Annotated in this window: 13 protein-coding genes; 10 read left to right on the forward strand and 3 right to left on the reverse strand. The window is 69.5% G+C overall.

Features of this window, described 5'->3' with window-relative positions:
• Positions 1 to 244: 244 nt before the first annotated feature.
• From LQ566_RS15555 to LQ566_RS15585, 7 genes are all read left to right on the forward strand, one after another.
• Positions 245 to 1,561: a hemolysin family protein gene (locus LQ566_RS15555; protein ID WP_231092749.1), complete on the forward strand. Its 1,317-nt coding sequence runs from the start codon at positions 245 to 247 to the stop codon at positions 1,559 to 1,561.
• On the forward strand, positions 1,558 to 2,607 hold the full coding sequence (locus LQ566_RS15560) for a hemolysin family protein (RefSeq protein WP_231092686.1): 1,050 nt from the start codon (positions 1,558 to 1,560) through the stop codon (positions 2,605 to 2,607). Before LQ566_RS15555 ends, LQ566_RS15560 begins: the two co-directional genes overlap by 4 nt.
• A gap of 20 nt (positions 2,608 to 2,627) precedes the next feature.
• Positions 2,628 to 3,434 (forward strand): ADP-dependent NAD(P)H-hydrate dehydratase, encoded by an 807-nt coding sequence (locus LQ566_RS15565; protein WP_231092687.1) that lies wholly within the window; start codon positions 2,628 to 2,630, stop codon positions 3,432 to 3,434.
• The gene (locus tag LQ566_RS15570) at positions 3,431 to 4,744 is read left to right on the forward strand and encodes a glycosyltransferase 87 family protein (RefSeq protein WP_231092688.1); all 1,314 of its coding nucleotides are present in this window, start codon (positions 3,431 to 3,433) and stop codon (positions 4,742 to 4,744) included. The genes LQ566_RS15565 and LQ566_RS15570 overlap by 4 nt, the downstream gene beginning before the upstream one ends.
• On the forward strand, positions 4,741 to 5,052 hold the full coding sequence (locus LQ566_RS15575) for a thiamine-binding protein (protein WP_231092689.1): 312 nt from the start codon (positions 4,741 to 4,743) through the stop codon (positions 5,050 to 5,052). The genes LQ566_RS15570 and LQ566_RS15575 overlap by 4 nt, the downstream gene beginning before the upstream one ends.
• Positions 5,053 to 5,124: 72 nt before the next feature.
• Positions 5,125 to 5,802, forward strand: a complete 678-nt coding sequence (locus LQ566_RS15580; protein ID WP_231092690.1) for an NUDIX hydrolase — start codon at positions 5,125 to 5,127, stop codon at positions 5,800 to 5,802.
• Positions 5,803 to 5,889: 87 nt separating this feature from the next.
• Positions 5,890 to 7,080 (forward strand): MFS transporter, encoded by a 1,191-nt coding sequence (locus LQ566_RS15585; RefSeq protein ID WP_231092691.1) that lies wholly within the window; start codon positions 5,890 to 5,892, stop codon positions 7,078 to 7,080.
• A 67-nt stretch (positions 7,081 to 7,147) separates the two neighbouring features.
• Here LQ566_RS15585 and metX read toward each other — a convergent pair whose 3' ends face one another.
• The 3 genes from metX to LQ566_RS15600 form a co-directional block, all read right to left on the reverse strand.
• Entirely contained in the window at positions 7,148 to 8,359 is a 1,212-nt protein-coding gene (gene metX / locus LQ566_RS15590; RefSeq protein ID WP_231092692.1) for a homoserine O-acetyltransferase MetX, read from the reverse strand.
• Positions 8,360 to 8,418: 59 nt separating this feature from the next.
• A complete protein-coding gene (locus LQ566_RS15595; RefSeq protein ID WP_231092693.1) occupies positions 8,419 to 9,171 on the reverse strand; it encodes a DUF1345 domain-containing protein in 753 nt (250 codons plus the stop codon).
• An 82-nt stretch (positions 9,172 to 9,253) separates the two neighbouring features.
• Positions 9,254 to 10,570: a bifunctional o-acetylhomoserine/o-acetylserine sulfhydrylase gene (locus tag LQ566_RS15600; protein ID WP_231092694.1), complete on the reverse strand. Its 1,317-nt coding sequence runs from the start codon at positions 10,568 to 10,570 to the stop codon at positions 9,254 to 9,256.
• A gap of 185 nt (positions 10,571 to 10,755) precedes the next feature.
• Here LQ566_RS15600 and LQ566_RS15605 point away from each other — a divergent pair, with 185 nt between their 5' ends.
• Genes LQ566_RS15605 through LQ566_RS15615 form a run of 3 tightly spaced genes read left to right on the forward strand, consistent with a single transcriptional unit; the run spans position 10,756 to position 12,816 of the window.
• Positions 10,756 to 11,541 carry an SDR family oxidoreductase gene (locus LQ566_RS15605; RefSeq protein ID WP_231092695.1) on the forward strand — a complete coding sequence of 262 codons (786 nt, stop codon included), beginning with the start codon at positions 10,756 to 10,758 and terminating at the stop codon, positions 11,539 to 11,541.
• The gene (locus LQ566_RS15610; protein ID WP_231092696.1) at positions 11,541 to 12,236 is read left to right on the forward strand and encodes a uracil-DNA glycosylase; all 696 of its coding nucleotides are present in this window, start codon (positions 11,541 to 11,543) and stop codon (positions 12,234 to 12,236) included. The genes LQ566_RS15605 and LQ566_RS15610 overlap by 1 nt, the downstream gene beginning before the upstream one ends.
• Positions 12,229 to 12,816, forward strand: a complete 588-nt coding sequence (locus LQ566_RS15615) for a GNAT family N-acetyltransferase (RefSeq protein WP_231092697.1) — start codon at positions 12,229 to 12,231, stop codon at positions 12,814 to 12,816. Before LQ566_RS15610 ends, LQ566_RS15615 begins: the two co-directional genes overlap by 8 nt.
• Positions 12,817 to 12,823: the final 7 nt, after the last annotated feature.

Raw genomic sequence — 12,823 nt, forward strand, 5'->3', positions numbered from 1 at the left:
GCCTAGTCCAGAACGGCAGGGCTCCGGGAGTTTGTCCACGCCCGCGACACGCCGCCGATCCCGGACGGTGCGGCGCACAGCCGGGCACGCTCCCAGCAGCGTCCGTTAGACTCGTGCGCACCATGGACGACCCTCCGAGTTGCAGACCCTCGCCCGTCACTGATCCGCCCGCGGATCACCGCATCCGCCGGGGCGTGTCCGCGTCCGGCCGCCGCATCGGTGGTGAGAACCGCTGATGCAGCCGATGGATTACGTCCTCCTGGGCGTCGGAATCCTCCTCACCGTCGGAACCGGTCTCTTCGTCGCGAGCGAGTTCGCGCTCGTGAACCTCGACCGCGCGGATCTCGAAGCCCGCCGAGAGCGGGGGGAGACGCGCCTGTCGATGACGATCGCGGCCCTGAAGATCACGTCGACGCACCTCTCCAGCGCTCAGCTCGGCATCACCTTGACCACGCTGCTGACAGGCGTGACGCTGGAGCCCGCGCTGGCGAAGCTGCTCGAGCCCGCGCTCGAACTGCTGTCGCTTCCCGCATCGATCGCCGCCCCCGTGGGCACCGTGATCGGCATGACGATCGCGACCGTGCTCTCCATGATCATCGGCGAGCTGGTGCCCAAGAACTTCGCGCTCGCGCTGCCGCGTCAGACGGCGCAGCTGGTGATCCCGTTCCAGACCGTGTTCACCACGGTGTTCCGCCCGGCGGTAGCCGTGCTGAACGGATCCGCCAACGGGATCCTGCGTGCCATGGGCATCGAGCCCAAGGAAGAGCTGAGCGGTGCCCGCTCTGCCGAAGAGCTCTCCAGCCTGGTGCGCCGTTCGGCGATGGCCGGCGTGCTGGAAGCAGACACGGCCTCGCTGCTGGATCGCTCCCTCACCTTCGCCCGCCTCACGGCGGGGGATGTGATGACCCCGCGTCCGAGCGTCGAGGCCCTGGCCGGAGACGCCACGGCGGACGACGTCATCGACGCGGCCCGGCGGACCGGGCTCAGCCGCTTCCCCGTGTACGACGACGACCTGGACGACGTCACCGGCATCGTCCACCTGAAGGCGGCCGTCTCCGTGCCCCGCAGCAAGCGCATCCATGTTCCCGTCGGCGCGCTCGCCGAGGACGCCCTGCGCGTGCCGGAGACGCTCCATCTGGACGCGCTCATCGGTGAACTGCGTTCGCGGGGATACCAGATGGCCGTGGTCGTCGACGAGTACGGCGGGACCGCGGGTGTGGTGACGCTCGAGGATCTGGTGGAGGAGATCGTCGGCGACGTGCTCGACGAGCACGACCGTCGCCGCGTGGGCATCACCCGCCGCGGGCAGAGCATCGTGTTCCCGGCCGAGCTGCGCCCCGACGAACTGCGCGACCGCGCGGGGGTGCACGTCCCCGAGGGCGAGGTCTACGACACGGTGGGCGGCTTCCTCATGAGCCGTCTGGAGCGGATCCCCGCCGTGGGAGATGAAGTTGAGATCGACGAGGGCACGCTGCGCGTGGTGCGCATGGACGGACGACGCGTGGATCGCGTGGAGTTCATCGCGAACCCCCTGGCGATCGATGAGGAGCCGGAACGATGAACGACTGGGCAGGCCTCGCATGGCTGGTGGTGCTGCTGCTCGGCAACGCCTTCTTCGTCGGCGCGGAGTTCGCCGTCGTCTCCGCGCGGCGGTCGCAGATCGAACCGCTCGCCGAGCGCGGATCCCGCGCGGCGCGCACCGCGCTGTTCGCGATGGAGCACGCGACCCTGATGCTTGCGACATCGCAGCTCGGCATCACGATCTGCTCGCTGCTGATCCTGAACGTGTCGGAGCCGGCGCTTCACCATCTGCTGGCGGGCCCGCTCGGACTGACGGGGATGAGCGAGGATGCGGTCAAGACCGTCGCGTTCATCATCGCCCTCGTGGTCGTCTCGTACCTGCACGTGGTCTTCGGTGAGATGGTTCCGAAGAACCTGGCGTTCTCGGTGCCGGATCGGGCCGTTCTGCTGCTCGCGCCGCCTCTGGTCTGGGTCTCGAAGGTCTTCCACCCGGTGATCTGGACGCTGAACTGGCTCGCGAACGGGGTGGTCCGCCTGTTCCGGGTGGAGCCAAAGAACGAGGCCGGATCCACCTTCACGCTGGAAGAGGTGGCCACGATCGTCGCGACCTCCCGCGCCGAGGGTGTCCTCGACGATGCCGCAGGCACGGCGCTGGCGGTGGTGGAGTTCACCGACAAGAAGGTGCGCGACATCGCCGTGCCTCGCGAGAAGCTGGTCACGCTGGCGCGCACGGCGACGCCCGAGGACCTCGAATCCGCGGTGAAGCAGTATGGCTTCTCCCGCTACGTCGTGGTGGACGAGGACGGTGAGCCGACGGGGTACGTCCACATCAAGGACGCGCTGCGGGTCTCCTCGGATGCCCCGGAGGCGAGCACCCACCCGATCCCCGCCAAGCGGATCCATGCGCTCGCGCCGGTGCAGGACACCACGGATCTGGAGGACGCCCTGGCCATCATGCGTGATGCGCATCAGCACGTGGCGCGGGTTCGCGACAGCGCCGGTGCCACCATCGGCGCGCTGTTCCTGGAGGACATCATCGAGGAACTCGTGGGAGAGGTGCAGGACGCCACACGGCGTCTGCGCTGAGGCCGCGGTAGCGTTTCCTCATGACGAAGCTCTGGCAGGCGGACGACGCCGCACGCATCGTCCGCCCGCCGAGCATCGACGACGACAAGTATCGTCGCGGTGTCGTCGGAATTCACACGGGCTCCGCGCCGTATCCCGGCGCCGCTCTCCTCGGCGTGGAGGGCGCCTGGCGGGCGGGGGCCGGAATGGTCCGCTACAGCGGCTCGGCCCCGGCCGACCTGATCCTGCAGCGCCGTCCGGAGACCGTCATCGGAACGGGTCGTGCGGGGGCGTGGGTCATCGGCTCCGGCACCGACTCCTCCGCCCGATCCGACGCCGACACGTCAGCGCTTCGCGAACTGCTCGCGGACTCCGCCCCCGTCGTGGTCGATGCGGGCGCCCTCGACCTGGCCCACGGCGCGCGCGCGCCGCTGGTGCTCACCCCGCACGCGGGCGAATTCTCCCGCCTCGCCGCGTCGGTGTCGCTGGAGGTGAGCGGCGATCGCGAAGCCGACGCCCGCGCACTGGCCGGCAGACTGCAGGCGGTGGTGCTCCTCAAAGGACATGACACGATCGTGGTGGACCCCGCGGGCGATCTCGTCCACGTGCGAGCCGCCACGGCATGGCTGGCGACAGCGGGCGCCGGGGATGTGCTGGCTGGCGTCATCGGCGCAGTGATCGCACAGAACCCCGATGCCCCGCTGCGCGACGCGGCGGCAACGGCGGCCTGGCTGCACGGCCGTGCCGCCACGATCGCCGCCGGTGCCGACTCGGCGACGGGTCATCCGATCGTCGCCCTGGATGTGGCGGAGGCGCTGCCTGCCGCCGTCGCGGAGGTGGTGGCGTGAAGCGCGTCCTCGGATCCCTGATCAGTCCCGAACGTCTGCGCGTGCTGGGACTCCCGGTGCCCTGGATCGCGTTCGCCCTCGTGCAGCTGTTCGTGCTGTGGGAGGGGTGGGTGCTGCCCAATCAGCCGATGGGCGATGTCTACAACGTCTACGGACCGTGGTCCTCCCAGGCGCTGCAGGGCCGCGTCGTCGGCGTCACCGAGCCCTGGGTCTATCCGCCGGTGGCGCTTGTCCCGATGCTGCTGCCGCGGCTGCTGGTGCTGATCACGGATTACACCATGGCGTGGGCCGTGATGGTGGTGATCCTCAACTTCATCGGCTTCGGCATGCTCCTCGGGCGCGGCACGAGTCGCACCCGCGTGCTGGCCGCGTCCTTCTGGGTGCTGTTCGCCCTCGCCCTCGGTCCGATCGGGCTGTACCGCATCGACGCCGTGACGGTCCCGCTCGCGGTGATCGCCGTGCTGATCATCGCCCGCCACCCCCGCATCGCCGGCGTCCTGTTCGCGATCGGAGCCTGGATCAAGATCTGGCCGGGTGCGATGCTCGTGGCGGCCGTGGTGGCGCTGCGCTCGCGGTGGCGCGTGCTCGTGCCCGCGATCGTCTTCAGCTGTGCCGTGATGCTCGTCGTCGTCCTCGGCGGCGGCGCCGGTCACCTGTTCGGCTTCCTCACCACGCAGTCCGATCGCGGGCTCCAGGTGGAGGCCCCGGTGAGCACGCCGTACACGTGGGCCGCGATGCTGCGGCTGCCAGGTGCCGCGGTGGTCTACAACCAGGACATCGTCACCTTCCAGGTGACCGGTGCGGGCGACGATGTCGTCTCCGCCCTCACCACGCCGCTGCTGGTACTGGTGGCCGCGGCCATCGCGATCATCGGAGTGGTGAAGGTGCGCGCCGGCGTGTCGGAACGACGCCTGCTGCCCCCACTGGCGCTGGCGCTCGTGCTCGCCTTCATCGTCTGCAACAAGGTGGGCTCGCCCCAGTTCCAGATCTGGCTGATCGCTCCGGTGGTGCTGTGGATCCTGTGGGGCCGGCGCGGCGTGCTGCCCTACGCGCTGCTGTCGATCGCCTCGGCTCTGCTCACGCAGTTCATCTACCCGATCATGTACGACCGGGTGCTCACCGCCCATGTCTCGGCGGTACTGGTGCTCACCGCCCGAAACGCGATCCTGGTCGGCATGCTGATCGCCCTGATCGTGCGGCTGGTGCGGCTGCCCGTCACCCCCGGGATGGTGCAGGCTGGGATCACGGTCCCGGTGGCCGGTATCGATGCATCGACGTTCGCCGCGGGCGAGGAAGAGAGACAGCCATGATCGTCGCATTCTCGGTGGCACCGAGCGGCACGGGTCGCGAAGACGGCTCGGTCCACGACGCGGTCGCCGCAGCCGTGCGGGTGGTGCGCGAGTCCGGACTTCCGCACGCCACCTCCAGCATGTTCACGGAGATCGAGGGTGAGTGGGACGAGGTCATGGACGTCGTCAAGCGCGCGACCGAGGCCGTGCTGCCGTTCGGCTCACGCGTCTCACTGGTGCTGAAGGCCGACATCCGTCCCGGATACACCGGTGAGCTCTCCGGCAAGCTGGAGCGTCTCGAACGGGCCCTCGAGGAAACCGCGGACTGAGGCGCCGACACCGGCTGGGCCCCGTCGCGCGGGCCTTCGTCTCCGGGGCGCGCACCTGCGAGAGAATCGAGCATGACCTCGATCGCGGATGACGACCTGCCCTGGGCGGCCACGGTGCTGCTGCTGCGCTCGGTGGCGGACGGCGGGGTCGAGGTTCTGATGATGCAGCGCCCCGATCGGGGATCCTTCGCATCGGCGTGGGTGTTCCCCGGCGGACGCGTCGAGGCGGCGGACGTGTCGAGCGACGCAGGCATGACCCTGCGTCGTGCCGCCGTCCGGGAGGTCGCGGAGGAGACCGGACTGCACGTGGAGGTCGATGCCCTCGTACCGGTATCGGAATGGATCCCGCCGGTGACCGAGCCGAAGCGCATCCGCACATGGTTCTTCGCGGCATCCGACCCGGGCGGGCGCATCCGCGTGCAGGCATCGGAGGTCGTGCGGGCGGAGTGGTTCCGTCCCGCGGACATGCTCGCCCTGCACGCAGCGGGGGACGCCCGGCTCTATCCGCCGACGTTCGTCACACTGCTGAATCTGCGCGATGCCGTCGATGCCGAATCCGCGCTGGCCCGGCTCGACGGGGCGAGCGTTCGCACGTACGCCACGCTGGCGCGCGTCATCGACGGCGCGCGGATGTTCAGCTGGGACGGCGACGACGGAACCGCCGCAACGCCCGAGGACCAGCGTCACCGCCTCGACGCATCGACCCTGCCCTGGCGTTACGTCCCGCCGCGTCCCGCCGCCGGATCGTAACGATTCGACGCCCGTGTTCGTGAGCGTTCACCGCAGCACTAGAGTGGTGCGGTGACCTCATCGACATCCTCGAGGGGGATGGCGACGATGGCACTCCTCTCCCTGGCCGTAGGCTCCTTCGGCATCGGCATGACCGAGTTCGTGATCATGGGCCTGCTGCCCGAGATCGCGCAGTCGACCCTCGCCCCTCTGTGGAGCACGGACTCCGAACAGGCCATCGCGCAGGCCGGCTGGCTGATCAGCCTCTACGCGCTGGGAGTGGTGGTGGGCGCGCCCACGATCTCGGGCTTTCTCGCCCGTTATCCGCGTCACCGGGTGATGATCGGACTCGCTGCCGCGCTCGCGGTGTTCAACGCTGCGATCCTCATCGCCCCTACCTTCGAATGGGTGGCGCTGACACGGTTCCTCGCGGGGCTTCCGCACGGCGCATACTTCGGGATGGGCGCGCTGGTCGCGGCCGATCTGCTGGGCCCCGGCAAGCGCGCGCAAGGGGTGGCCTTCGTGCTCACCGGCCTCACGGTCGCGAACGTCGTCGGTGTGCCGGCGGGAACGTTCATCGGGCAGAATCTGGGCTGGCACGCGGCCTTCGCCATCGTGGCGGCCATCTTCGCCCTGGCCACGGCGATGATCGCCATCTTCGTCCCCGCCCATGAGGGCGACCCGTCCCGCACCATGCGCGCGGAGCTGGGCGTGTTCCGCATCGGCCAGGTGTGGGCGACCCTCGCGGTCGGCGCCATCGGCTTCGGCGGGTTCTTCGCCGTCTACAGCTATGTGTCCCCGCTCGTCACCGAGGTGGCCGGATCGCCCGCGTGGGCGGTGCCGATCGTCCTCGTGGTGATGGGCCTCGGCATGACCATCGGCAACCTCCTGGGCGGACGCCTGGCCGACTGGGACCTGCCGCGATCGCTGCTCGGCTCGTTCGTCGCCCTCATCGTCTCGCTGGTGCTGCTCGCGCTCACGAGCGGCTGGATCGTCACTCTCGTGATCTTCATCTTCGCTGTCGGTGTCTCGTCGGCGATCGCATCGCCGACCATCCAGACCCGGCTCATGGACGTCGCACAGGACAACCAGTCGATCGCGGCCGCGATGAATCACTCGGCGCTCAACATCGGCAACAGCCTGGGGGCCGCCCTCGGCGGAGCGGTGATCGCGGCGGGCTGGGGGTTCCAGGCTCCGTCCTGGGTCGGAGCCGCGCTCGCCGGGCTCGGCCTAGTGCTGGCCGCGTTGTCATTGCGCGCTGACCGGGACATCAGCCTGCGCGCCACCCTCCGTCGCTGAAGCCGTGGGTGCCGGTGGCCTCAGAAGATGCACTGCGGCGTCCGGTGGGGTGCCGGATGTGAGACCGCTAGGCCGGGGTGTCGAGCAGACGACGCAGATTCGCGCCGACCGCGCTCGTCTCGATGAGGAACCCGTCGTGTCCGAAGTCGCTGGAGAGCACCACGGCCCGGTCGCCATCGAGGGTGTTGCGGATGCCGCGCGCGATGCGGTGCTGGCCGTCGATGGGGAACAGACGGTCGCTATCGATGCCGAGGACCAGGGTGGTCGCGGTGACTCGCGCCAACGCATCCTCCACACCGCCTCGATCTCGGCCGACGTCGTGTGAGTCCATCGCGCCGACGAGGATGCGGTAGCTGTTCGCGTCGAAGCGGCGGGTGAACTTGTTGCCGTGGAAGTCGAGGTAGCTCTCCACGGCGAAGCGGCCGTCATCGCCGATGGGGCTCACCGAGGACTGCCATGATCGTCCGAAGCGCTGGTTAAGCTCAGACGGGCTGCGATAGTTCAGCAGGGCCATGCGCCGAGCCAGGGCCAGACCGCGGTGTGGCCCCTCGCCCGCACCGGAATCGTAGTAGTCGCCGCCCTGGAACGCCGGATCGATCGCGATCGCCTCCAGCTGGACGGAGTTCAGCGCGATCTGATCCGCCGTGTTGACCGGGGGAGAGGAGAGCACCGCGAGGCGGGCCACACGTTCGGGGGTCTCGATCGCCCACTCCAGGGCATGCATGCCGCCCATGGAACCGCCCACCACGGCCGCGAACCGATCGATGCCCAGCCGGTCTGCCAGGCGACGCTGTGCGCGCACCTGGTCCCGCACGGTGAGGTACGGGAAGCGGGAGCCCCATTCGCGCCCGTCCGGGCCGATGCTGGACGGGCCCGTGGACCCCTGGCATCCTCCGAGGATGTTGGGCGCGATGACGAACCACTGGTCGGTGTCGATCGCGGCCCCCGGGCCGACGATCTCCTCCCACCATCCCGCCGTGGGGTGACCCGGCCCGGCGTCGCCGCGCACGTGGCTGTCGCCGGTGAGCGCGTGCAGGATCAGCACCGCGTTGTCGCGGGCCTCGTTCAGCTGGCCCCAGCTCTCATACGCCAGACGGAAGGCGGGAAGTCGTCCGCCGGCATCCGTGCGGAACTCGTCGAACGCGGCGAAGCTGCGATGGCCGACCGGGTCGCCGTCGCGCCAGGCCCCGGTCACCGGCGGGCGGCCGAGCAGAGATCGCGCATCGGCCTCCGTCACCGGTGATGACGGAACGGTGTCCTCGGAGATCTGCCAATCCACGCCACCATTCTTCCGTGTTCGCCGCGTTGGAGGCCAACTGTGACGCCGTGCGCGTCGGATCAGCGCGCGGTGACCAGTCCCACGACGAGAGAGACGGTCATCGCCACCACCAGCGCGTTGAAGACGAAGGCGAAGACGCCGTGCGTACGGACGGCCACGAGACCCGCGCGCGTGCGGGCGGTCCCGCCGGCAGCCGCGCCGAGGGCGGACATCAGCATGGCCATCGACACGAAGTCGCTGAACTGACTGGTCTCGTCGATGTCGAACTCGATGCGTTCGCCGCCGGCATCCAGACGCAGATAGCGCAGCGCGAACGAGTAGACCATCGCGCCCCAGGATGCCGCGACGGCCGCCACCACGAGCAGGATCCGCCACTCCTCGCCCGGGCCCACACCGAGCACCGCCGTGCCGAGAGCGACGACGAGGGCGATGAGTGACGCGCTCACCGTACCGGTGCCGTCCGCTCCCGCACCGAGGACCACCGCCGTTGCACCCGGACGGCGGTGGTGCTGGATGTCGGCGATGCGCCGCAGTTCCTCACGCGGCGTCCGCGAGAACAGCAGATGCGTCCACGCCAGGTAGATGATCGAGTAGACGATCCAGAAGACGCATCCCGTGGTGAGGACGGCGGCGATGACCTCTTCGCGCCCGCTCGCCAGGGTGAGCGGCCAGAGCCTTCCCGATCCCTGCGACAGCTGCAGGATGCCCACGCCGATCAGCACCAGCACCGCGCCGATCGCGGATGCCGTGCCGGCGCGGTGATCGTCGTCGAAGGCTCGAGGGTACTGACGATGCGAGCGCCGGGATGCCATGCCGCCACCCTATCGAGGAGCCGTGCCACGACATGACGGAGGCGCCCCGCGAGCGAGGCGCCTCCGTCATGTCACCGGGCGGTCAGACGCGAGCGGACTCCGCCTGTGCACGAGCCGCGGCCAGGCCGACCTCGAGGTCCGCCTTGAGGTCCTCGATGTTCTCCAGACCCACCGACAGACGGATGAGGCCCGGGGTCACGCCGCTGGTGAGCTGCTGCTCCGGCGTCAGCTGCGAGTGGGTGGTCGAGGCCGGGTGGATCACCAGCGAGCGCACATCGCCGATGTTGGCGAGGTGGCTGAACAGGCTGAGGTTGTTCACGAACGCACGGCCGGCGTCGACGCCGCCCTTCAGCTCGAACGAGAACACCGCGCCGGCGCCCTTCGGTGCGTAGGTGTTGGCGTTGGCGTACCACGGCGACGACGGGAGCCCGGCGTAGTTGACCGAGGCGATGTCGGGGTGGTTCTCCAGCCACTCGGCCAGGTCCTGGGCGTTCTGCACGTGGCGCTCGATGCGCAGCGAGAGCGTCTCGATGCCCTGGATCAGCTGCCAGGCCGACGCCGGGGCGATCGCGGAGCCGAGGTCGCGGAGCAGCTGCACGCGCGCCTTGATGATGTAGGCGAGAGCGTCGCCCACCGCGGTGGTGTAGCTGGCACCGTGGTACGAGGGGTCCGGCTCCGTGAGGCCCGGGAACTTCTCGACGTTCTGCGACCACGCGAACTTGCCGCCGTCGACGATGGCCCCGCCGAGGACGGTACCGTGACCGCCCAGGAACTTGGTGGCCGAGTGGATGACGATGTCGGCGCCGTGCTCGAAGGGGCGGATGAGGTAGGGCGTGGCGATGGTGTTGTCGACGATCAGCGGGATGCCCGACTCGTGTGCGACGTCGGCGACGCGGCGGATGTCGAGCACGTTGACCTTCGGGTTGCCGATGGTCTCCGCGAAGAAGAGCTTGGTGTTGGGGCGGACCGCGCGGCGCCATTCCTCGGCGTCGTCCTGGTCCTCGACGAACGTGACGTCGATGCCGAGCTTGCCCAGCGTGTACTTGAAGAGGTTGTAGGTTCCGCCGTAGATCGCGGAGGAGGAGACGATGTGGTCCCCCGCCTGAGCGATGTTGAGAACGGCGAAGGTGGACGCGGCCTGACCCGATGCCAGCAGCAGTGCACCCGTACCGCCTTCGAGCGCGGCGATCCGCTGCTCCGCGACGTCCTGCGTGGGGTTCTGGATGCGCGTGTAGATGTTGCCGAACTCGGCCAGCGCGAACAGGTTCGCCGCGTGGTCGGTGTCCTTGAACACGTACGCGGTGGTCTGGTAGATCGGCGTGGCGCGTGCACCGGTGACGGGGTCCGGCTGAGCGCCGGAGTGGATCTGCTTGGTCTCGAAACGCCAGTTGTCGGACATGAGTGCTCCTTCGGGTCGGCGGCCCGATTCGACCGCGTCCCCCGAGAGTAGGAAGCCGCCACCTCCTACACCAATGTGCCGGAAATGTTACGTAACCTCTTCCGGTTCATTGCGCGGGAATTGCTCCCATATCGGTCCCTGTGGCGCGAATTGCGCACGATGAAACGGGAGGTAGCGTGGATTCCATGACGACACGCACCGCAGTGGTGACAGGGGCGAGCTCCGGCATCGGCCGGGCGACGGCGATCGCGCTGGCGAAGACGGGGTGGGACGTGGTGGGCGTGGCCCGCCGCGCGGAACGCCTGCAGGAACTCGCCGACGCGCACGGCATCGCGGTGTTCGCCGCGGACCTCACCGACCCCACCGACGTGGCGGCGCTGGCGGACTGGCTGCAGAAGCGCGGCGCCGTGCACTCTGTCGTGCAGGTCGCCGGAGGCGCCGCCGGCACCGAGCGCGTGGAGGACGGCCGGCCGGAGGACTGGGAGTGGATGTTCCAGGCGAACGTGCTGGCGACGCAGCGACTCGTGTCCGCCCTGCTCCCGCAGCTGCGGGCGGCGAGTGCGGCGGGCTCCCACGCCGACCTGGTGTTCGTCACCTCGACGGCAGCACAGACGGCCTACCCGGGTGGCGGCGGGTACAACGCCGCGAAGGCGGGGGAGTCGATGCTCGTGCAGGCGCTGCGCCTGGAGCTCAATGGCGAGCCGATCCGCGTGGTGGAGATCGCCCCCGGCCTGGTGCACACGGAGGAGTTCACGCTCAACCGTCTGCGCGGCGACGACGCGGCGGCACAAAAGGTGTACCAGGACGTCGAGGCTCCGCTGGTCGCGGAGGACGTGGCCGACGTGATCGCCTACGCTCTCAACGCGCCGGCGCACGTGAACCTGGATCTGGTGACGATGCGCCCCGTGGCACAGGCCGCCGCGCATCTGCTGGCACGCGGCCCCCTTCGTCCCCGCGGGTATGAGTCCTGATGGCGAAGTCGCTGTCGGAGCTCGCCGATGCCGGGCTGATGGATGCCGGATGGGCCGAGGCGCTGCAGCCCGTCGCTGGCGACATCGCCGCACTGGGTGAGCGTCTGCGCGGCGTGGTGGCCGAGGGCGGTCACTATCTGCCGGCCGGCGATGCGGTGCTCCGGGCCTTCCGCGCGCCTCTCGATGACGTCCGTGTCCTGATCGTGGGGCAGGACCCCTATCCCACCCCTGGCCACCCGATCGGGCTCTCGTTCGCCGTGGACCGCCACGTGCGGCCGCTGCCGCGCAGCCTCGGCAACATCTACCGCGAGCTGAACGACGATCTCGGGATCGCGCCGGCGCCGCACGGGGACCTCACGGCGTGGACCGAGCAGGGCGTGATGCTGCTGAACCGGGTGCTCACCGTGGCACCGGGTGCCCCCGCCTCCCACCGCGGCTGGGGATGGGAGAAGGTCACCGATCACGCCATCCGCACGCTCGTCGCCCGCGACCGTCCGCTGGTCGCGATTCTGTGGGGCCGGGATGCTCAGTCCCTCGTCCCGATGCTCGGCAGCACGCCGACCGTGCAGTCCGCGCATCCCTCGCCGCTCTCAGCCAGCCGGGGCTTCTTCGGGTCGCGTCCGTTCTCGCGGGTGAACGAGCTGCTGCGACAGCAGGGCGCTGCCGATGTGGACTGGAGGATCCCGCATGAATGACGAGGCCCCGATCCGGCTCGGGGAGGAGCGGCACCTGGAGACCGTGTACGGCATTCGTCCTGCCGAGCCCGCTGACCTCGCGGAGGTCGCCGAGATCTACGCGCACTTCGTCCGCCGGTCGGTGGCCACCTTCGACGAATCGGCTCGATCGCTGGAGGAGTGGCACGAGAAGTTCGACGCGCTCGCCGCCGTGGACCTGCCGTTCCTCGTCGCCCATTCGCCGCGCGACGGCGTGCTCGGATACGCGCTGCTGCAGCCGTGGTCGGCGAAATCCGCGTACCGGTTCACCACGGAGAACTCGATCTACCTCGCCCCCGGTACCGAGGGGCAGGGAATCGGCCGGGCGTTGCTCACCGCGCTGCTGACGGCGGGATCACAAGCCGGTGTGCGCCAGGTCGTCGCGGTGATCGTCGAGGGCGGAGACGCCTCGATCGCCCTGCACCGCAAGCTCGGCTTCACCGAAGTGGGGCATCTGGCGAAGGTCGGGCGCAAGTTCGACCGGTGGCTGGGGATCGTGCAACTACAGCTCGAACTGCCGCGGCCCGAGCAGCCCCTGCCACCGGATCACTACCGCTACTGACGTCCGG

Source organism: Microbacterium nymphoidis (assembly GCF_021044885.1).
Classification (GTDB): domain Bacteria; phylum Actinomycetota; class Actinomycetes; order Actinomycetales; family Microbacteriaceae; genus Microbacterium; species Microbacterium nymphoidis.

Excerpts from the sequence above, each read along its gene's own strand:
- LQ566_RS15615 (WP_231092697.1), top strand. The coding sequence starts at position 12,229 with ATGAATGACGAGGCCCCGATCCGGCTCGGGGAGGAGCGGCACCTGGAG.
- LQ566_RS15575 (WP_231092689.1), top strand. The coding sequence starts at position 4,741 with ATGATCGTCGCATTCTCGGTGGCACCGAGCGGCACGGGTCGCGAAGAC.
- LQ566_RS15565 (WP_231092687.1), top strand. The coding sequence starts at position 2,628 with ATGACGAAGCTCTGGCAGGCGGACGACGCCGCACGCATCGTCCGCCCG.
- LQ566_RS15585 (WP_231092691.1), top strand. The coding sequence starts at position 5,890 with ATGGCACTCCTCTCCCTGGCCGTAGGCTCCTTCGGCATCGGCATGACC.
- LQ566_RS15560 (WP_231092686.1), top strand. The coding sequence starts at position 1,558 with ATGAACGACTGGGCAGGCCTCGCATGGCTGGTGGTGCTGCTGCTCGGC.
- LQ566_RS15605 (WP_231092695.1), top strand. The coding sequence starts at position 10,756 with ATGACGACACGCACCGCAGTGGTGACAGGGGCGAGCTCCGGCATCGGC.
- LQ566_RS15595 (WP_231092693.1), bottom strand. The coding sequence starts at position 9,171 with ATGGCATCCCGGCGCTCGCATCGTCAGTACCCTCGAGCCTTCGACGAC.
- LQ566_RS15555 (WP_231092749.1), top strand. The coding sequence starts at position 245 with ATGGATTACGTCCTCCTGGGCGTCGGAATCCTCCTCACCGTCGGAACC.
- LQ566_RS15580 (WP_231092690.1), top strand. The coding sequence starts at position 5,125 with ATGACCTCGATCGCGGATGACGACCTGCCCTGGGCGGCCACGGTGCTG.
- LQ566_RS15600 (WP_231092694.1), bottom strand. The coding sequence starts at position 10,570 with ATGTCCGACAACTGGCGTTTCGAGACCAAGCAGATCCACTCCGGCGCT.
- LQ566_RS15610 (WP_231092696.1), top strand. The coding sequence starts at position 11,541 with ATGGCGAAGTCGCTGTCGGAGCTCGCCGATGCCGGGCTGATGGATGCC.